Genomic DNA, 21,034 nt, shown 5'->3' on the forward strand with positions numbered 1-21,034 from the left:
ATAAGAGATTGGCTTGCCGTGACATCTAGAACATCATTAGCGTTGTGTTATTTTTCTTTTTTGCTGTCTTATCGATAAGCTATATAAAAGATGGGTTCGTTTGACGAAAATACAACCTAATCATTGACTATAAAGAAAGTGAATCGAGAAGATAGTGGATATTTAAGGGGTTTAAAAGGGATCAGTCAGTCTTTTAGAACAATACAGAGTGTTCTACTTACAAAGCGCTATCATTTGCTTGCAAATTAACCCTACAGCGAGTGAGGTTTGACTGCTAGCATCAAGGCAATGGAATAAAAAGATTAAGCGCTATTGATAGCAAAAACTATGAATCAGTTGATTCATATTAAAAATCACAATGTTAAAAGTAAATGATAATAAAACAAGGAGCAATAAATGAAAGCGACTCTCAAAAGTTTACGTGAAACCAAAGCCAATCCTGCGGTTAGTATCTTTGTTAAGACTCATCGCGAGCATCCTGCTAATGATAAAGATCCCATTGCCCTGAAGAACCAATTAAAAGTGGCTGAAGAACGCTTAACCAACGAATACGATAAGCGCACAGCGACTACCATACTCGATAAGATCCATGATAAAACCAAAGAGCTAAATCACAACTTAAATCTTGATACCTTGGCTATTTTTGCTAGTACTGAGGATGTGCAAGTTATCCGTATGCCGATTGACACCACGGAGCGTGTGGTGATTTCACATCGTTTTGCGACTCGAGATTTGGTGCGTGATATGGCAAGCGCGGTCCATTATTACACCTTGGTGCTCACTCGTGATAATGCCCGCTTGATTGAAGCGTCTAATGATCGCGTAGTGAGAGAGTTCGATAAGGACGACGACCTGCAAAAAAACATGGATAATATTCCATTTCCTATTGAAAACAATGGTTTGTATACGACAGGCGACGGTGGCTCAGATCGCTCATCTAATAATGAAAGCAGCTATCTAAAAGAGTTTTTTAATCAGGTGGATAAAAGCGTACAAGAGTTGTGGGGTGAGCACAAAATGCCTTTGGTCGTAGTTGGCGATGCTAAAAATATCGGCTACTATAAAGAAGTTTGTGATCGTCCAGACAATATCATTGCCACAGTGTCAAATGCGACCAATCTAGAAGATGGTAGTGCTCAGCATATTATCAATAGTGTGCAAGAGGCGGTGGAAGGCTATCGTACATCACTGCATCAAGCTGCCATGGGTGAGATTGATAAAGCACGCGGTGCCAATATGTTACAAACAGATCTACAAGAAGTCTACCGCAGTGCCTTCCAAGGTGCAGGCGAGACACTTTATGTCCGTCGTGGTTATATACAATCGGCCAAAATTGATGAAAAGGCACAGACTTTGAGTCTTGCAGATGATGCGGCTTCAGAAGGCGTTACTGATGATGCCATTGGCGAAATCATTGAGCATGTCATTCATAATGGTGGCGAAGCAGTATTTATGCCACAAGATATTATGGGTGAAGATCAACCAATTGCTTTGGTGACACGCTATTAATTGCTAGATAGTGCTTATTGATGACAATCTTTTGCGAATTCGCCATTGATAGAAGATAGGTATAATATGGGAGCATTGGTTCGATAAGAATCAATGCTCTTTTTACATTGATGATATATTAAGCCTTTACCTAAAACATATGCTTGATTGCCGTAGATTGTTAAATGATGCGAAATAACATACCAAATACTCTCATGCTATTTAGCGTCACAGCAATGATGGCCTTTAGCTCCAGTCTCAGTATGGCAGAGACAGATGTGAATAATATATCTGTGAGCCATCTATCATGGGGTCAATTGCCGCCTTCTATTCAAAACTATTATCAAATAGACTCTAAAAAAAATAAAATGAGGCTAAAGACCAAAGATATTGTTGCTATTCGTTCTTGGATTGGCACAGTAGGAGAACAGTATTTGGTTCAATTACAGCGTTTCAATTCAACCAATAGCCCTGACGAGCCAGCAGGAGAGGTCTTCACGCATTTATATGTTATAGATGAACAAGAGGCTTTACGAGTATGGCAAATATATGACTATGTACCCTGCGATGGGTTAGATGTAATCGCAGAATTCGCTAAAAACACCGCCGTAGTGACTGATATTAATAATAACGGTGTTGTCGAAGTGAGTGTGCCTTATTATCTCGGTTGTCGTGGTGACGTAAGTTATGATGAGATGAAAGTAGTCATGTACGAAGGGCAGCAAAAATTTGCTGTACGTGGCAATTCTGCAATTTGTAACGCCAAGACAGACCAGCCAGTTGATGCTACTGGTTATTACGGTGGTGACTACAAGATTGATGAAAAATTACTACAGCAATCAGCGCTATCAGCTTCTCAAAAATCAGTATTTAGGCGTCACTTGCAATCAGTGTGGCGAGATAACCAATGTTCCATTTATTTTAAGTATGATGACTAATTCTATGACTACCACAACCTCTTTTGTGCTAACCAGCTATAACATTCATAAAGGCATGTCGCCGATGAATCGCCAAGTTAAAATACAAGGTATCGCCCAAGCGCTCGATATTATTGGCTCCGATGTACTGTGTCTCCAAGAAGTGCAAGGTCAGAATCTTAAGCGCAATATGCAGTACAACGAATATCCTGATCAATCGCAACATGAATGGTTTGGTGAGTATTTACAGCTGCAAAATAGCTATGGTAAAAACTCAGAGTATGAAAACGGTCATCATGGCAATGCGGTATTGAGCCGTTTTCCATTGGATCCTAAGCATAACGTCAATATCACCGTTAATAAGCTTGAGCAGCGTGGCGTCTTGCACTGCGAAGTACAACCAGTTGGATGGGATGTACCAGTGGTTGTACTGTGTGCACACCTAAATTTGTTTGAGCGTGATCGCATCAAGCAATATGAAGCCATTGCCAACTATGTTCGTAATGAGATTGCACCTGATCAACCACTAATTTTGGCAGGAGATTTTAATGATTGGAAAAAAATGTCTTGTGATAAGCTGGCTACTAGCTTGGGTATGACCGAAGCTTTCAAGCATTGTCATGGCAAACTGCTGCCAACTTTCCCAGCCAAGCTTCCTGTGCTGAGCTTAGATCGTATTTATGTGCGTAATCTAAGAGTGAAAAATGCCTGGGTGCATACGGGCAAACCATGGTCGACACTGTCTGATCATCTGCCGCTCAGTGCGGAATTGGCACATTTATAAATGATTATTAAATAAGCTTAAGTTATTCACTAAAAATAAAATTGAATGCAAATATAAAGTAATAGATACCTATAAGGATATATAACGATGTCTACTCTTTCTCATAATGTGCTACCAACGACCCAACATGCTGTACTCATACGTGAGTTTGGCGAACCTGAAGTGATGAGCTATCAAGAGGATGTGGCCATTCCTGTGTTAACAGACAATCAGGTGTTGGTCAAAGTTGCTTACGCGGGTATCAATCCTGTCGATTACAAAACGCGTCAAGGCAAAGGCTGGGGCGCTGATGCCATTCAAAAAGACAAGTTTGATAAAAATGAGCCTGCAATTTTGGGGTTTGATATGTCAGGCACTGTGGTCGATAGTCGTAGTGAGCAATTTACTATCGGTACACAGGTCGCTGCCCTGACTTTTCATGGTGGCTGTTATGCAGAGTATGTAGCAGTCGATGCTGACATGCTGGCAAAAGTACCGGATTCTGTCACATTAGAGCAAGCAGGTGCGCTGCCTTGTATTGGACAGACGGCGATACAGTTTGTAGAGTTTGCAGATATTCAAGATGGTGAGCATGTGGTGATAAACGCGCCAGCAGGCGGCGTGGGTCACTTGTTGATTCAGCTGCTCATGGATAAAGTGGCTAAAAACAATATCAAGGTGACCGTCATTTGCTCACCAGAGAAATATGCCAAGCTTGATGAAATAATAGATACCAATCAGCTTACAGGTTGGATTGATTATACCAAAGATGGTGAATTCCCTGAATTAAAGGCAGATGTGCTACTGGATTTGGTCGGTAATGAGGCAGGCGTGCGAGCGCTTAGCGTGCTCAAATCAGGCGGACGCGTGAATGTATTACCAACCATTTGGGTGGATAAACTCAAAGAAGCGGGTAGCCAGAAACAGTTAAAGGTAGCAGGTTATAAGGCGCAGCGTAGTGGTGAAGATATGGCCCGAGTTTTACAGCTCGTTGCAGATGGTAAGCTAACGCTACGTATTCAGCAAACCTATCCACTGTCTGAAGTGGTCGCGGCTCATCATGAGCTGCAAAAAGGTGCTGCTTTTGGCAAGATCGTTTTAAAAGTGAGCTAGAGTATGTGCTTAATCTGAAGGCATGCGACTAAATGGGCTAAAAGTGGTTAAATCTTTCTAGACTGCATCAAATAGCTGGTTAATATTCCGATATTAACGGTGCTATTTTCCTTGTTTGGCTACCGTTTAGCTCATTTTTATCACCATTTTCAAAACGAGGACGCGCTCTAGCTTATATTAAGTTACATTAATTTAATGCGGTAGCACTTTTCGAAACGTGAGGCTGATGCGCCCTGATGCGACAGTTTTGGTTTTTGTAATGGTATGATTCCAAAAATCCTGCGTATCGCCATGCATGACGATAAGCTGACCGGACTCAAGATATAGCTCAACTTTGACGGGCTTGTTCTTTTGTCTAATAGTTTTATGCTTAAAAACAAATTTTCGCCTAGCACCGAGCGATAAAGAAGCGATAATCGGCTGCGCGCCCAGCTCTTTTTCATCGTCTGCATGATATCCCATGCCATCAGCACCAGAGGGATAGTGGTTAAGTAAGCAAGAATTAAAATCAACGTTGATACCACTGTTTGATAACTGCTGTTCAATATGTCGTTTTACGTGCAACATCTGCTTTGTCCATGGAATGGCTCGACGCGTCTGTCCAGAGTAATGATAACTGACATCGTGGTCACCCATCCAGACGATTTGGCGAGTGGTAACATGTGTTTTACCAAATAACGTCACGATGTCAGACTGCCAAGGTAGCTCATTTAGTAAATTCTCATACAGAGCGTTAGCCTCAAGAATAACTATTCCTAAGTCATTGACCTGACCATCATAAGGCAATAGGTTATCAGTCGGTGTAGGGGCAAAAAGGTCAGTCATGACTTAGATGGCTCAGCTTATTCATGACTATGATAATGCTCATTGATAACTTGAGCACATAATTCAGGTGCTTCCATCGGCAGTAGATGACCATAATCTAACAAAGATATGATGCTGTCATCAGGGACGAATTTTTGCCATTGTTGTCGCACTTTATGGTTGATAAACAACGTCGGCTTGCCAGTGATAAGCGTATAAGGACAGCTCAATTGCTTGAGGGCGGTATCGATATGCGGCGCGCCGAAATAGTTGGCGAGCTCTTGTTCAGGCGCAAATATCAGCGTGTAACTGCCACTGGTATCTTTGGATAAACTTTGCTCTGCAAATACCCGCAAATGCGCATCACTCATTCGTCTATAAGCACGTTGAGCGCGTAAGTTCTCATAATAATCATTGATGCTTGCCCAAGTAGATTGTTTGGTGAGAGTGCTTTTAAACGGTTCGCGACTGAGCAGAAGCTTACGCGGCAATAGGTTGTAAAGTCTGGCTTGTGGTTTGGTAAAGGTCACAGGCTCTATTAAATATAGCTGTGAAAACAGATCTGGGCGCTGGGCTGCAGCGATGGCAGTGGCAGTGGCTCCTTGCGAATGACCAATACCAACGATGGGTTTGTCTTGCGTTTTTTCTAAAAATTCAATAAGTATCTCAGCATCCTGCTCGCGCGTAAGACGACGGCGCTGCGGCTTGTCATACCAGTAGCCACGAAGCGCAAGCGAGCTGATTTCAAAGTCAGTTGCCAGCGCATTTAATAAGGGACTATAAGTACCAACGGTAAAACTATTGCCACCATAAAAGTGTGCTGGCACGCGAGAGGTAGTACTTGACTGTATCGATGGCGTAAGCTGACTAAGGTTATAGTAGCGCGCTTGTTTTCCACTAATATTAATATTTTTTGCAAATGCTTTCATAATGTACACACATCCTTGTGTCTGATTTTTAATGAAAATTAAGGGTTGTACTTAGCTGTCTTCGCCTAAAAATCCGCCACTTTGACGGTGCCACAAGCGAGTATAAACACCGTGTAGATTTAATAATTCATCATGGCTGCCTTGTTCGATAATTTGACCTTTATCCATGACCACCAATCGATCAAGTGCGGCAATGGTGGAGAGACGATGGGCAATCGCAATGACCGTTTTACCTGTCATGATGTCATTCAGGCTTTCGGTAATGGCAAATTCAATCTCAGAGTCAAGGGCGCTGGTCGCTTCGTCCAGTAGTAAGATGGGCGCATTTTTTAGCATAACACGTGAGATGGCGATACGCTGACGTTGACCACCAGAGAGTTTGACGCCGCGCTCACCGACTTGGGTATCAAGTCCTGTATTGCCTTTATCATCATATAAGTCTTTGATAAAGTCCCATGCTTGTGCTTGCTTGGCAGCCGTAATAATTTCTTCATCGGTTGCATCAGGACGACCGTAAGCGATATTTTCACGTACTGTCCGATGTAGCAAAGACGTATCTTGCGTCACCATACCTATCTGCTGGCGCAAAGACTCTTGGGTGACTTCATCAATTGCTTGTCCATCGATAAGGATTTTACCGCTATCAACATCAAAGAAGCGTAACAATAAATTAACTAAGGTGGATTTACCGGCACCTGAGCGCCCAACCAAGCCTATCTTTTCGCCGGGTTTAATATCTAAATAAAAGTTATCGAGCAGTTTAGTCTTCGTAGTAGGCGTTGCTGATGTTTTCACTGTATCTAAGCTATCGCCTTCAACAGCGTCGCTATCATTCTCATAACTGAAATCAACATGATCGAAAACGATACGACCTTCGGTGACTTTCAAAGTGGGTGCATTGGGCTTATCAATGATTTTTTGCGGCGCTGATAAGGTACGCATGCCATCTTGTACGGTTCCGATACTTTCAAATAGGCTGGCAGTTTGCCACATGATCCAACGAGTCAAACCGTTCAAACGTAGTGCCATGGCTGTCGCGGCAGCAATCGCACCGACACCGACCGCGCCTTGTTGCCATAAATATAAGCCAATAGCCGCAGTGCTACTAACCAAAATCACACTAATCATATGGGTTGATACTTCTAAATAACTGACCCAGCGCATCTGTGCATGGACGGTACCTAAAAATTGCCCCATGGCGTTTTTGGCATAACTCAGCTCACGGCGTGAATGACTAAACAGCTTGACGGTCATGATATTGGCATAAGCATCGGTAATGCGGCCAGTCATCAAAGCACGGGCATCTGCTTGCACAATGGCAGTTTGTTTGAGCTTAGGGATAAAGTACCAAATGGTCAGCGCAACCAAGACCAACCAAACAATGAACGGGATTAATAATAGGCTGTCCAGATTAAATAAAATGACACCTGACGTAATAAAATAAACGGTGACATACATAAACATATCGGTGACGGTCATGACTGTATCGCGTACGGCCAATGCGGTTTGCATTACTTTGGCTGAGACACGTCCAGAAAATTCATCTTGATAAAACTGCATCGATTGCCCAAGCATCCGCTGGTGAAAGCGCCAGCGCATTTGCATAGGAAAGACGCCTTGCAAGGTCTGAAAATGGATGAATGATGACAATGCAATCCATAGCGGACTCATGATCATGACGGCTAGCATGAGCAGTAGCATATCGCCTTTTTCTAACCACAGATTCTGCGGTGTATAGACGCCTAGCCAGTCAACGATATTCCCAATCCAAGCAAATAGCATCGCTTCATAGATGCCAATGCCCGCAGACAAAATCATAAATATCAGTAGCCAGCCACGTAAACCGTTGGTACACGCCCACAAGAACTTTAGCATGCCATCACGGGGTGAAGGTAGCGGCATAGGGGTTTCAGGAAAGGCAGGGAGGCGAGTTTCAAAAAATCGAAATAGAGCATTCATAGGCAGTCATAAAACATCAATAGCAGTACGCCAAAATCAACGACATTACTCGTTATTTTGAATCTTTACTTTTGTTATTAGGATTGAGTACTATTTTAGCAAACTTCCCAATCAGACCTGCATGCTAATTGTAAATTGAAGGCTAAAGAGCCACTTATCACCAGTCAAATAAAAGCCAATAAATAGATTGCTGTGTAAGAAATACTTTGTTACATTCTATGGCTTTATCCCAATTGGCAGTTCGCGCTCTATCTTCAGTATATGAATGATGAGCGAATAATACCCCCATAAAGTGGCATTTTTACAAGGTAAGAGCTCATGATATATTTGACGATTGCGGTGCTTTGTAGTGTCGCCGTTTCAGTATTGCTAAAAGTGTTACGACAGAAAAATATAGACATACGCCAGACCATCGTCGCAGGCTATCCGGTCGCTTTTCTGCTGACGTGGTTTTTATTGAAGCCAGACGTCAGTGGCATGAATGCACTTGGCGGTGCTTGGGCGATTATTATTGCTCTTGGTATCCTACTTCCCGCCGTGTTTATTGTCCTTGGAAGGGCGATTGAGTCAGTGGGAATGGTAGCAACCGATGCGGCTCAGCGGCTATCGTTGATTATTCCTATCGTCGCGGCTTTTTTATTGTTTGGTGAAGTACTGACCAGCACGCGAATATTTGGGCTGTTATTGGGCTTTCTAGCACTCGGAGCGTTGATTTATCGTCCACAGCAGGGTCAGATTAGCAGACAAGCGAAGCATACACCGCTTTGGCTATTTGGCGTCTGGGCAGGCTATGGCATCATTGATATCTTGTTCAAGCAAGTTGCCAATCAAGGCACTGCTTTTCCTCTTACATTATTTGTCAGTTTTGGTTTAGCAGGATTATTGCTGTTTATTTATTTGCTGATTACGCGGGTGCGCTGGCAGGGGAATGCGCTCGCAGCAGGATTGTTATTAGGTGCGCTCAATATGGGCAATATCTATGCTTATGTACGTGCGCATCAATTATTGTCCGAGTCGCCTAGCATCGTCTTTACCGGTATGAATGTCGGTGTCATTGCAGTGGCAACCTTGATAGGGGTTGGTGTGTTTAAGGAGTCGCTTAACCGTATTAATGTATTGGGTTTATTATTAGCCATTTGCTGTGTGGCAGTGCTATTTTTGGCATAGGATTTCGTCTGCATTTATGATTATATTTATTATTTTATAAAAGCGTTAACTTATCAGATATAGGCACAAAGAGCGTCCTATGATAAGGTTGTCTATAAATAGTAAGGCTGATACAAGCTAATAAAAAGCGATTTACTTTGTGACACTTGAACTCAACCAATAACAATAGGACGCACTCTCAATGGAATATCAAAACCAATATAAAAAACAGCTACAACGTATCGAAAATGGTTCAGGGTTCATTGCAGCACTTGATCAAAGTGGTGGCAGTACACCAAAAGCGTTAGAGAATTATGGTGTCACAGGCGATGATTATGACAACGATGAAGCCATGTTCGACCAAGTGCATGAGATGCGCGCGCGTATCATGACTTGCGAGGCTTTTGATAATGAGCGTGTGCTTGGGGCGATTTTGTTCGAAGATACTATGGAACGTGAGGTCAATGGCAAACCGACGGCCAATTATCTATGGGAAGAGAAAAATATTGTGCCATTTTTAAAAGTGGATAAGGGTTTGGCTGAGCAAATGAATGGCGTCCAAGTGATGCGTCCGATGCCAAATTTAGATTTGCTACTCGATAAAGCCAAAAACTATCCAGTATTTGGTACCAAAATGCGCTCAGTAATTTATGAGCCGAATGTCGATGGCATTGAGCTGGTCGTGCAACAGCAATTCGATGTGGCAAAACAGATACTTTCAAAAGGTCTGATGCCAATCGTAGAGCCTGAAGTAGATATCAACAGTAGCAAAAAACATGAATGTGAAGTCATACTCAAGACCAGTATTTTGCACAATCTGGATCGTTTGACTGATGACCAGAAAGTCATGCTAAAACTGACTTTACCAGAAGAAGCGTGTTTTTACCAAGAGCTGATTGATCATCCAAAAGTGCTAAAAGTTGTAGCGTTATCGGGCGGCTACAGCCGTGGCGATGCTTGTGCTAAGCTCAAGCAAAACCCGGGTATGATTGCTAGCTTTTCACGGGCCTTTACTGAGGGGTTGAGTAAGCAGCAAAGTGATGATGAGTTTGCTAATACTATCAACACGTCTATCGAAGAGATTTATGAGGCGTCGAAGGTTTAAAGCCTTCAACCTTTATAATTGATTTTGAATCCCAGCTGACTTTAGGTTTGCTGGGATTTTTTTAATGGCATTCACAGTAGATATTTATTAAACTTGTGTTTGTTTTTATGGTTTCTGGAGAGGTTGTGTTTCGCTTTATTACTTTAGGAGTGTTTTTATTAAGTTGGAGTGTTTCTAGTCAATCTATGGAGCCTGTAGGCTATTCAGGTACTTGGGCAAGCGCTGCTTATTTTAATAATGCCATCGATGTTATATCAGAGACAGTTAATATCGATATTACAGATGATGCTAATAATGCTGGTTATACAGTGAGCTATAAACTGTATAACAATCGTGAAGGCCTTCAATTCCCATTGGTTTTTGAAGTATTCGATGAATTTGGACAAAGTGATGAGTTCGAAATTACTGTCGATGGTCAATCAGTGCCTGTCGTAACGGTTACTGAAGATAATAAAGGGCTTGAGACATCTGATTTCTATATGCCAGTCAATACTGGTTTAGAGCAATTCAGAGCAGATTCAAAGTATATCAACCTGGATTTGTCGTCAGGGTTGCATACTATTACAGCTACTTATGACGTCCAGCCGCATTATTATGGCAGTGATTGGACTGGGATAAGCACTTACTCTTATTCGTTAGTGCCGATGAAGGAGAGTGTCAGTGATGATAAGCAGTTTAAAGGGTCATTTATTAAGCTAAATTTCAATGGTAGTTTAGACTATATCAGTATGGATATCGATGATACGAAGAATACTTTACCTTCTAATAACCAATGGCATTTCAACGATAATCTCGCGAAAGAGATTGATTTTATTATTCAAGCACCTCTGAATCCTGTGGCAAAAGTTTTGACGGCTGTTTCGCCATTCATAACTATAAGTTTCGCGCTATTTGTATTGGGTGGACTGCATTTACGTATGATGAAACGTAGACAGCAAGCCTAGCCCGAAACCCTTTGGACAGTCATGCTGGTGGGTGGTTTTCTAGTGCCTCTGCTTAGCCTGATAATTTATTACCTCTATCTACTGGTGACAGATATGATCATTGGTCAAGGCGCAACAGGAGAGAGTCGTGGTTTGTTCTTTATATGGGTTTTGCCGTTAGGCTATATAGTAATAACACCTATTTATTTGATAATTAGTTTTGTGGTTTTTATGATGGTTAAACAGACGGTTACTAAAACAGTAAAGTAATTATAGCTGAAGGCTGTAAATAGCTTTGTGATTCGCGAACAGCTAGCTGACGAGCCATTTGAGAGAATATTAATGCGTAGGATCATCTTAGGATTGCTTTTATTAAGCCACAGTATGTTTAGCTATGCCAATATGGCGTCTCCCATTATCGAAGGTACTAATGCCAGTACGGCATATTCAAGCAAAGATATCGATATATTGTCTGAAAACATAGATATCAATATTGCTGAAGGTTTTAATCAAGCTGACTATGATGTCACTTACGAAATTTATAGCGCTAAAGAAGGCGATCGAATACCTTTGGTTTTTGAGGTGTTCGATAACATAGGTAATGATGCAGACAAAAGCTTTATAGTCGAAGTCGATGGGCAAGCAGTACCAGTACTTATCAATTATGATTATGAAAGTCAGTCAAAATCATTGCCTGCTTATCATGATCCAGAAACGGATACGGCTGTGCCGTTCAATAATGACGCTAAATACTTTGAGATAGACTTAAGCGAAGGCAATCATGTCATTAATGTTAAATATTCTGCTCATCCTACAATAGACCGTAGTAATTGGACCAATCAGTATATCTATAGCTATTCATTAAAACCTGCCAAAACTTGGAAAAGCTTTGGTGACCTGACCGTTACTCTAAAGATTGCTGATGAACCACAATACTTAAAGACTAATCTTGGTAAGCCTTTAGATGGAGCGCTACAAGCTGATTCGAAGTGGGTCTTTGATCATCTGCCTCAAGATGTTCTTGAGATATCTTATCAACCACAACCAATGCCTCTAGCACAGTGGTTAATTAACTTAGACTCATTAATACTTCTGTTGTTTTTGATATGTTTGTTAGGGGGTGCTCACTATGGACTTATGTATTGGAGCCGGAAGAAAAGCCTTAAAAAAGCATGGATGGTCACATGGTTAGGGATTCTGATAGTTCCATTTATCGTATTGATGATAGTTTTCTATAAGATATATCTTATAGATTGGTTACTGGGCGAGCATGCCAGCAGGTATCATGGTTATACTATTATTATTATTATTATCTTTGGCTATCCACTGATTTTGCTTGTTTATTTAATCATTATGAAGTTATGCGATTCTTATTTGAAACGGGTTTTTTTACAACCCTCACAAGTAAGTACTTAAAAAGCTTGAACCCAGTGGATGGATTCAAGCTTTTTAAGTTAGCCAGTTTTCAGTAAGTAAAGCACTACACCTCTTTAATAACATGACCTACATTGATTGAATCATCCGATTTCGGAGTTGATTTTTTATTAGCGGCATCTTTATCCAGCCCTGCCGCATAATCCCGCACATTCTGAGTGATTTTCATTGAGCAAAACTTAGGGCCACACATAGAGCAAAAGTGCGCCGTCTTATGCGCGTCTTTAGGTAAGGTTTCATCATGGAACTCACGGGCGGTATCAGGGTCGAGCGCCAGATTGAACTGGTCGTCCCAGCGGAATTCAAATCGGGCTTTAGATAACGCATTATCACGAGCTTGTGCGCCCGGATGTCCTTTGGCAAGGTCGGCGGCATGAGCAGCGATTTTATAGGTGATGATACCGTCTTTAACATCTTTTTTATTAGGCAGACCTAAATGCTCTTTTGGCGTGACATAGCAGAGCATTGCCGTGCCAAACCAGCCAATCATCGCCGCACCAATCGCACTGGTAATATGGTCGTAACCAGGTGCGATATCAGTGGTTAGTGGCCCTAAGGTATAAAAAGGTGCGTCGGCACAAACTTCTAACTGCAAATCCATATTTTCTTTAATACGGTTCATTGCTACGTGACCGGGACCTTCAATCATGACCTGTACGTCATGCTTCCAAGCCACTTGGGTCAACTCGCCAAGGGTACGCAGCTCACCAAATTGCGCCTCGTCATTGGCATCTTGCAAACAGCCTGGACGTAAGCCATCGCCTAGACTAAACGCCACATCGTACTGCTTCATAATCTCGCAGATATCTTCAAAATGGGTGTATAAAAAGCTCTCTTTATTATGAAACATGCACCACTGCGCCATGATAGATCCGCCACGCGAGACGATGCCCGTTAAGCGTCCAGCAGTTAGCGGCACATACCGCAGCAGTACACCGGCGTGAATGGTGAAGTAATCAACGCCTTGTTCCGCTTGCTCAATGAGCGTATCGCGGAAAATCTCCCACGTTAAATCTTCTGCCACGCCATCGACTTTTTCGAGTGCTTGATAAATAGGGACGGTACCAATTGGTACGGGCGAGTTACGAATCAGCCATTCGCGCGTTTCGTGAATATGATTACCGGTGGATAAATCCATGATGTTATCCGCGCCCCAACGCGTCGCCCACGTCATTTTGGACACTTCTTCATCGATAGAAGAACCTAACGCCGAGTTACCGATATTGGCGTTAATCTTGACCAGAAAATTGCGCCCGATAATCATTGGCTCAGATTCAGGATGATTGATGTTGTTTGGAATAATCGCGCGACCAGCCGCCACTTCACTACGGACAAATTCAGGAGTGATAACCGTCGGCGTGTTGGCGCCAAATGTCTCGCCTTCATGTTGACGCATATCGGTCAGCTCATGCTGTTTTTGCGTTTCGCGAATGGCGATATATTCCATTTCTGGGGTGATGATGCCGCGGCGTGCATAGTACATCTGCGTGACGTTGCCAGCTTTGCCATCGACATCTTTGGCGCGGCGTGGTTTGTCGATATGAGCAAATCGTAGATTGGCAGTACTGATATCGCGGGCGCGTGCCATTCCGTAAGCGCTAGACAGTCCGCTTAATTGCTCGGTATCACCGCGCTCAGCAATCCAGCCTTCACGCAGCTTTGGTAAGCCTTTGGTCAAATCAATCTCGACGTTGGGATCGGTATAAACGCCTGATGTGTCATAAACATAAAAGGGTGGGTTCTGTTCCCACTCGCTCTCAGGAACGCCTTGAATAGGAGTGGGGCCAAGAGTAATCTCGCGCATCGGTACTTGAATATCAGGACGTGAGCCTTCGATATAAACTTTGCGAGAGGCGGGCAAAATACGATGCAAATCACGCGCGTCTTCTTCAAAACGGGCGTCAGTTGCCGAGCGATGAGCTGGGGTTTTTAGCGCATCTGTCTTAGAATTTTTTTGAGCAGGGGAAGTGGCTAATAAAGTTGTCATATGCTGTCCTAGCGTGTTGGTTTTTGAATAAAAGCAACACCGCCAGTAGCTGCGGGGGTAGCATCTGTGATCCAGACAAATTCCGCTCATGAGCATCAGCCTACGACCAAAAAACATAGTCGCGAATGATGCTCATCAAACGTTGGACGCAGCTTTATATCAGTCTTCACTACTTAATAGTACATCACGCATATTAAGGTAGTAATGAGGATAAAAAGGTATTTCTACGCGTCCATTGTCATAAATAACAAAGTGCTTAAGACTTCCCTGCGTCGGTACTAACCGCATCAGGTTCGGCGGGTGATCTCTCAGCGAATGTATAAAGGCGACCACTTTAATAAAGCAAGCTTAAAAGTAAGTCGATAATACACCGCACCCCGAGTCTGTCAGTGTTGTAAATCAACTCAATACTAACAAAGTTCTGCAATGAGGGCTAATGATATTTAGATGAAAATATCAGGCTTTGAGTTTGAGGTTCGATGTTTTTATGAGAAGGACTCTAGAGTACCAGTGATTAAAATCACTTGATATTACTGAGCTGTAGATAGCTTATCTAAATATTATGTAAAGCGAATGAAAGATTGCAGAGGTTGTCATTAAACTGTCATAAAGATTTGGCAAGATAGCACGCATGTCACAAACAATGCTTTTTTGTATCGTTGTTAAACTTTAGGAGTCCTACATGCGTTATTCGTTATTAGCAGTGGCCGTTAGTTGTACATTAGTGCTTACGGCATGTAATAAATCGACTGAAACGACAGAGCCAGCTACCGATAGCAGTAGCGCTGTCACTACCACTGAAGCAAATACTCAGACAACAACTGCTTCTACAACAGGTTTTAAATCTGCTGAGAATATCGCTATGAATATCACGGGTGCAGGGGCATCGTTCCCGCAGCCTATTTATGCTAAATGGTCTTACGACTACAACGCTGCTACCGGTGGCCAAGTCAATTACCAATCGATTGGCTCTTCTGGTGGTATCAAACAAATCGAATCAAAGACAGTCGATTTTGGGGCGTCTGACGCGCCGATGACGCCTGAAGAGCTAGACGCAGCAGGCTTGATTCAGTTTCCGACGGTTATCGGTGGCGTCGTGCCAATCGTCAACATCGATGGTATTGAGCCGGGCGCGTTGAAATTAGACGGTGCAATGTTGGCAGACATCTATTTGGGTAAGATTAGCAACTGGAATGACCCTGCTATCAAAGCCATGAACCCAGATTTGACCTTGCCTGATGCAGCAATCACCACGGTATTCCGCTCAGATGGTTCAGGCACGACTTTTAACTTTACGGATTATCTAGCCAAAGTCTCACCAGACTGGAAAGACACAGTTGGTGTTGATAAAACAGTCAAATGGCCAACGTCTGCGACTGGCGCAGGTGGTAAAGGTAACGAAGGGGTTTCAAGCTATGTAAATCGTATGAAAAACTCTATCGGCTACGTTGAGTATGCTTATGCCAAGCAAAACAACATGTCACATACTGCATTGAAAAACGCTGCTGGCAACGTCGTTCAGCCATCTGCTGAGACATTTGCTGCGGCAGGTGATATCGACTGGTCAAAACAAGCAGGCTTTTATAAAGTCATCACCAACTCTGAGACTGAGCAAGCATGGCCGATCGCTGCTGCGACCTTTATCTTGGTACATAAGCAACCAGAGAATCCTCAGCAAGTGGCTGGCGTGTTGAACTTCTTTGATTGGGCTTATAGCCAAGGTGATGACAGCGCCATGGCGCTAGACTATGTCCCATTTTCTGATACGGCAGTGGCCTTATTCAAGGAAAAATGGAACGAGGTAAAAGGCAGTGATGGACAGCCTGTTTATAAGCCTGCTCAGTAACCTGTTTCTGCTAAATATTCTTTAATACCTTGTCAGTGCCTTACTAGTCCCTTTCGAGTTATCCTCTCGAATAACTATTCTCCGGTAGTTATTTGAGAGGTTTTATCACAGCAAATTTGATGACAAGTTTGTTGTGATAAAACCGAATGAATGCTTCTACTATTTTGACTTGATTCTATTTAATGCTGAGACACTTATGAATGATTTAAGGTCCCAACTGGCTAAACAAAAGCGCTATGACTTATTGTTTGTGAATGCCACCAAGGCTTTTGCCATATTAGTACTCTTATCGTTGGGCGGCATTTTAGTCTCCTTGATCATCGGAGCATGGCCGAGCATTCAAACATTTGGTCTTGGATTTTATACCAGTAATAATTGGGATACGGTCGCCAATGAATACGGTGCTCTTGCCCCTATTTATGGCACGCTAGTAACGTCATTTATAGCTATTCTCATTGCAGTACCAATCAGTTTTGGCATTGCCATATTTTTGACCGAGATGTGCCCAACATTCCTCAAAAAACCACTTGGTATTGCCATTGAGTTATTAGCGGGTATCCCTTCTATCATTTACGGTATGTGGGGTTTGTTTGTCTTTGCGCCTTTCTTCGGTGATCACATTCAGCCATGGTTTATCGAGCATATAGGGCCATTGCCTATCATCGGTAAGCTATTTACGGGTGCACCAATGGGACTGGGTATGTTTACGGCATCCCTTGTACTCGCCATTATGATTATTCCATTTATCGCCGCCACCATGCGAGATGTTTTTTCGGTCGTGCCAGACCTGCTCAAAGAGTCGGCATATGGTATGGGCGCGACGACGTGGGAAGTTATGTTCAAGATTATCCTGCCGTATACCAAAGCCGGTGTCGTGGGCGGCGTTATCTTGGGACTGGGACGAGCATTGGGTGAGACCATGGCCGTGACCTTTTTGATTGGTAATGCCTTTAACATCAGCCCAAGCCTGTTTACTTCAGGCGTGACTATTACCTCAGCCTTAGCCAACGAGTTTGCCGAAGCGTCGAGTGAGCTACATTTGGCTTCCTTATTACATTTAGGCTTAATCTTATTTGTCATCACCTTCATTGTACTATCTCTAGCAAAACTCATGCTCATGCGAATGGATCAAAAAGCAGGCAATCGGTAGTCGTTTGACAATCTCGATAGGTCTTTTACGGATTTATTGGACATCAATAAACATTGATAGATATTGATAAAAGATATGGGAAATAAATAGTATGGCTGCTAACAATGCGATCAATGCACCACTACCGACTCAGCCAAACAGCGCTAACCGCTACAATCAAAACCTTTATAACAAGCGCCGTTTGACCAACAAGTTAGGTCTAGGCTTTGCCATGTCAGCGATGGTTTTTGGATTGTTCTGGTTGTTTTGGATTTTGCTTACGCTTTTCGTGGAAGGCTTTCAAGGTATTGTACAGCTACCTATTTTTACTGCTGATACACCGCCACCGATGAGTGCGGGTGGGCTGCGTAACGCCATTGTCGGTTCAATAATGCTCGCGTTTTCAGGATTGTTCATCGGTGCGCCTATTGGTCTTATGACCGGTATTTATTTATCTGAGTTCGCTCAGGGCAGTATGCTTGGCAAGGTAACGCGTTTCTTAAATGATATTTTGTTATCCGCACCCTCGATTGTGATTGGTCTCTTTATTTATGCATTGATGGTAAAAGGTCAAAGTTTCTCTGGTTGGGCAGGCGCGCTGGCCTTGGCATTAATCGTTATTCCTGTGGTCGTGCGTACGACGGAGAATATGCTCAATCTGGTTCCTAATAGCATTCGTGAAGCGGCTTACGCACTTGGCACACCTAAGTGGAAAATGGTGACTCAAGTAACAATTAAGGCAGCTAGAGCAGGACTGACCACTGGGGTGTTATTAGCTTTTGCTCGAATCACTGGTGAGACAGCACCGTTGCTATTTACGGCGCTTAACAACCAATACTTCAGTACAGATATGGGCCAGCCTATTGCCAACTTACCCAATACCATCTATCAGTTTGCGATGAGTCCTTATGAGAACTGGCATACTTTAGCGTGGGCGGCGGCATTACTGATCACAACCTCTGTCTTGGTACTCAATATTTTGGCAAGGTTCATCGGTAGTAGGGGTCAGGCTAAATAAATACTGATGGTAAATTAAGGCTTGTCCTAGATTACCTCGAGCATTTACTTCCATTTATATTCATTGAGCTGGGTTGGAACACATTATGAATGACGTCATGAGCAAAATCCGTACAAAAAAGCCTGTCGATAAATTCAATGCGGCAGATAAATTTAATCCAACAACAGACAGTTTATTAAACAGACCGATGTCGACAGCAGCACAAATGGAGCAGCCAGATATTGCCAGCCTAACCAAACAGACGCTTCATGATATTCCCAAAAACATGCCTGCAGCAAAAATGCAAATTCGGGATCTGAATTTTTATTATGGTGACTTTCAGGCGCTAAAAAATATCAACATCGATATTCCTGATAAAAAAGTCACTGCTTTCATTGGTCCTTCAGGTTGTGGCAAATCGACGCTATTACGTACCTTTAATCGGATGTATGACTTATATCCAGGGATGCGGGCAGAAGGCAATATTAATCTTGATGGCAACAATATCTTGGGCAAAGACGTCGATGTCAATTTGCTGCGCGCCCAAGTCGGTATGGTCTTTCAGAAGCCAACCCCATTCCCGATGTCAATCTATGACAATGTCGCCTTTGGAGTACGCCTTTATGAAAAGTTGAGTAAGGCTGAGCTGGACAATCGGGTAGAGTGGGCGCTAAAAAAATCTGCATTATGGCCAGAGGTGAAAGACAAGCTCAAAGCGTCAGGGCTTTCGTTATCAGGCGGACAGCAGCAACGCTTGTGTATTGCGCGTAGCGTCGCGACCAAGCCTGAAGTGTTATTGCTTGATGAGCCAACGTCAGCGTTAGATCCTATCTCGACAGGTGCTATCGAAGATTTGATTGAAGACTTAAAACAGGATTACACCATTGCCATTGTCACGCATAACATGCAACAGGCTGCGCGGGTGTCAGATTACACCGTATATATGTACTTAGGCGATATGATTGAGATGGGCGAGACCGACCAGATATTTACCAAGCCTGCCCAAACCGCGACGGAAGATTATATTACGGGTCGTTATGGCTAACATCGCGGTCTGAGCAAGGACGACGTGCTCGATACGTTCAATAAGATATCGTGAGCCAATCTGTTCGACTAGCCACACCGCGCTACCAAAATATGGATTTTAGGGAATACCTCTTATGCAAAGCGATAAGCATATCTCCAAAAGTTTTGACCAAGATCTTGATGAAGCTATCCGTCTATTTCTATACATGGGCGATAGCGCGGCCAACCAAGTGGCGAAAGCGATCCACGCGCTTATCGATAAAAATGAGACACTGGCGCAAGAGGTGATTGATATGGACTTTGATATCAATCGAATGGAAGTCGAGTTGGATGAGCATATCTTACTATTGGTCGCCAAACGTCAGCCTGCCGCCAGCGATTTACGCCTGGTCATGTCCATCAGTAAAGGCGTGGTTGATTTAGAACGCATCGGTGATGAAGCCGTCAAAATCGCTCAGATGGCCAAAAAAATTGCGGCACAAGGTAAGCTGTCGTATGGCTATGCGGAAGTGCAACACCTCAGCAATCAGGTTCGTTTGATGCTGCACAATGCGCTAGAGGCATTTAGCCAATCGAATGCTGAGCAAGCGTTTGAGGTCATGCGTAACGATAGCATGGTCAATGATGAGTATCAGTCAGCCATCCGTGCTTTAATGACCTATATTATGGAAGATTCACGGCACGTTTCAAAAGTCATCAATATTATGTGGGTGTTGCGCGCGCTTGAGCGGGTAGGCGATCATGCACAAAATATTGCAGAACTGGTGATTAACTATATTAGTGGGCAAGATGTGCGTCATTCCGACTATGCGCTGGTCGAAAAAGCGGTACAAGAGGCCAATGACCGTATGGCGGCGCGCCAAGTCAGCACCCTGTTTGCCGCTAAATCTGCCACTAAACCTACCGTCAAGTCAGCCACGGATTTTGTAGACTCAAACGGTGATGAGGGCTAAAAAAAACAGTTCATCGTAAATTTTACATCCAAAAAAACGCGTTATATTAAATAGCGCGTTTTTTATATTGTGGCAATAATAAAAGATAACTAGCTCTCTGGCGTCCAACCTTGTGCACGCTCATAATCTTCATTATCTAAAAATTTATCTCGTTGTTCGGTAAGGAATTTTTTGGCAGCAGGATCTAACATGCTTAGATGGTTTTCATTAATCAGCATCGTTTGCTGTTCAAGCCATTCTTTCCACGCTTTGTCAGATACCGTTTCTTGTAGCTCCTGACCTTTTTTATTAGGAAAAGGGGGGTGCGGCATTTTTGGCAATTCTTGCTGATATTTACGGCAAAATACCGTATTGGCTTGCGGATTAAAAGTCTCAGTCATAAGGCGTTCCTTATTATGGTTTGGTTATTATAAAAATATGTTATTGAATCACTCATGAGAATAGTTATACCAAACCCAAAAAGTAAGATTAGCTGTGTCAAACTTGCTTAGCCTACAAGGCGTAGTACTTTCACT

The 21,034-nt window shown here is 43.0% G+C and carries 18 protein-coding genes and 1 riboswitch; of the genes, 13 read left to right on the forward strand and 5 right to left on the reverse strand.

Annotated elements, in window-relative coordinates; translation table 11 throughout:
• Positions 1-396: 396 nt before the first annotated feature.
• The 4 genes from JMW94_RS05670 (at position 397) to JMW94_RS05685 (ending at position 4,281) form a co-directional block, all read left to right on the forward strand.
• On the forward strand, positions 397-1,509 hold the full coding sequence (locus tag JMW94_RS05670) for a hypothetical protein (RefSeq protein WP_201602697.1): 1,113 nt from the start codon (positions 397-399) through the stop codon (positions 1,507-1,509).
• 164 nt (positions 1,510-1,673) lie between these two features.
• Positions 1,674-2,426, forward strand: coding sequence for a M949_RS01915 family surface polysaccharide biosynthesis protein (locus JMW94_RS05675; RefSeq protein ID WP_201602699.1), 753 nt, complete (start codon positions 1,674-1,676; stop codon positions 2,424-2,426).
• Between the two features lie 4 nt (positions 2,427-2,430).
• Entirely contained in the window at positions 2,431-3,189 is a 759-nt protein-coding gene (locus JMW94_RS05680) for an endonuclease/exonuclease/phosphatase family protein (protein WP_045443058.1), read from the forward strand.
• An 87-nt stretch (positions 3,190-3,276) separates the two neighbouring features.
• Entirely contained in the window at positions 3,277-4,281 is a 1,005-nt protein-coding gene (locus JMW94_RS05685; RefSeq protein ID WP_201602701.1) for an NADP-dependent oxidoreductase, read from the forward strand.
• Between the two features lie 192 nt (positions 4,282-4,473).
• On the opposite strand, the gene JMW94_RS05690 is transcribed toward JMW94_RS05685, so the two are convergent.
• The 3 genes from JMW94_RS05690 to JMW94_RS05700 are packed head-to-tail and all read right to left on the reverse strand — an operon-like array spanning position 4,474 to position 7,973.
• Positions 4,474-5,106 (reverse strand): alpha-ketoglutarate-dependent dioxygenase AlkB family protein, encoded by a 633-nt coding sequence (locus JMW94_RS05690; RefSeq protein WP_201602703.1) that lies wholly within the window; start codon positions 5,104-5,106, stop codon positions 4,474-4,476.
• 17 nt (positions 5,107-5,123) lie between these two features.
• Positions 5,124-6,014, reverse strand: coding sequence for an alpha/beta fold hydrolase (locus JMW94_RS05695; RefSeq protein ID WP_201602705.1), 891 nt, complete (start codon positions 6,012-6,014; stop codon positions 5,124-5,126).
• 51 nt (positions 6,015-6,065) lie between these two features.
• Positions 6,066-7,973: an ABC transporter ATP-binding protein gene (locus JMW94_RS05700; RefSeq protein WP_201602708.1), complete on the reverse strand. Its 1,908-nt coding sequence runs from the start codon at positions 7,971-7,973 to the stop codon at positions 6,066-6,068.
• Between the two features lie 318 nt (positions 7,974-8,291).
• On the opposite strand from JMW94_RS05700, the gene JMW94_RS05705 reads away from it, so the two are divergent.
• The 4 genes from JMW94_RS05705 to JMW94_RS05720 all read left to right on the forward strand — a co-directional run bounded on the left by JMW94_RS05705 (position 8,292) and on the right by JMW94_RS05720 (position 12,563).
• Positions 8,292-9,140 (forward strand): EamA/RhaT family transporter, encoded by an 849-nt coding sequence (locus tag JMW94_RS05705; RefSeq protein WP_201602711.1) that lies wholly within the window; start codon positions 8,292-8,294, stop codon positions 9,138-9,140.
• Positions 9,141-9,321: 181 nt separating this feature from the next.
• The gene (locus tag JMW94_RS05710; protein WP_201602714.1) at positions 9,322-10,224 is read left to right on the forward strand and encodes a fructose bisphosphate aldolase; all 903 of its coding nucleotides are present in this window, start codon (positions 9,322-9,324) and stop codon (positions 10,222-10,224) included.
• Positions 10,225-10,349: 125 nt separating this feature from the next.
• A complete protein-coding gene (locus JMW94_RS05715; RefSeq protein WP_201602716.1) occupies positions 10,350-11,168 on the forward strand; it encodes a hypothetical protein in 819 nt (272 codons plus the stop codon).
• A gap of 276 nt (positions 11,169-11,444) precedes the next feature.
• Positions 11,445-12,563, forward strand: coding sequence for a hypothetical protein (locus JMW94_RS05720; RefSeq protein WP_201602719.1), 1,119 nt, complete (start codon positions 11,445-11,447; stop codon positions 12,561-12,563).
• A gap of 64 nt (positions 12,564-12,627) precedes the next feature.
• On the opposite strand, the gene thiC is transcribed toward JMW94_RS05720, so the two are convergent.
• Positions 12,628-14,568, reverse strand: a complete 1,941-nt coding sequence (gene thiC, locus JMW94_RS05725; RefSeq protein ID WP_201602735.1) for a phosphomethylpyrimidine synthase ThiC — start codon at positions 14,566-14,568, stop codon at positions 12,628-12,630.
• Between the two features lie 247 nt (positions 14,569-14,815).
• A riboswitch (TPP riboswitch) is annotated at positions 14,816-14,958 on the reverse strand.
• A 292-nt stretch (positions 14,959-15,250) separates the two neighbouring features.
• Here thiC and pstS point away from each other — a divergent pair.
• The 5 genes from pstS (at position 15,251) to phoU (ending at position 20,519) form a co-directional block, all read left to right on the forward strand.
• Positions 15,251-16,414 carry a phosphate ABC transporter substrate-binding protein PstS gene (gene pstS, locus JMW94_RS05730; protein ID WP_201602738.1) on the forward strand — a complete coding sequence of 388 codons (1,164 nt, stop codon included), beginning with the start codon at positions 15,251-15,253 and terminating at the stop codon, positions 16,412-16,414.
• A gap of 196 nt (positions 16,415-16,610) precedes the next feature.
• On the forward strand, positions 16,611-17,564 hold the full coding sequence (gene pstC, locus JMW94_RS05735) for a phosphate ABC transporter permease subunit PstC (RefSeq protein ID WP_201602741.1): 954 nt from the start codon (positions 16,611-16,613) through the stop codon (positions 17,562-17,564).
• A 91-nt stretch (positions 17,565-17,655) separates the two neighbouring features.
• A complete protein-coding gene (pstA, locus tag JMW94_RS05740; protein WP_201602744.1) occupies positions 17,656-18,561 on the forward strand; it encodes a phosphate ABC transporter permease PstA in 906 nt (301 codons plus the stop codon).
• A gap of 97 nt (positions 18,562-18,658) precedes the next feature.
• Entirely contained in the window at positions 18,659-19,585 is a 927-nt protein-coding gene (pstB, locus tag JMW94_RS05745; protein ID WP_087814967.1) for a phosphate ABC transporter ATP-binding protein PstB, read from the forward strand.
• 115 nt (positions 19,586-19,700) lie between these two features.
• Positions 19,701-20,519, forward strand: a complete 819-nt coding sequence (gene phoU / locus JMW94_RS05750) for a phosphate signaling complex protein PhoU (protein WP_227685431.1) — start codon at positions 19,701-19,703, stop codon at positions 20,517-20,519.
• A gap of 89 nt (positions 20,520-20,608) precedes the next feature.
• Here phoU and JMW94_RS05755 read toward each other — a convergent pair whose 3' ends face one another.
• Positions 20,609-20,899: an oxidative damage protection protein gene (locus JMW94_RS05755; protein ID WP_045443086.1), complete on the reverse strand. Its 291-nt coding sequence runs from the start codon at positions 20,897-20,899 to the stop codon at positions 20,609-20,611.
• Positions 20,900-21,034: the final 135 nt, after the last annotated feature.

Origin of the sequence: Psychrobacter immobilis, from assembly GCF_904846185.1 — a bacterium.
GTDB lineage: Bacteria > Pseudomonadota > Gammaproteobacteria > Pseudomonadales > Moraxellaceae > Psychrobacter > Psychrobacter immobilis_B.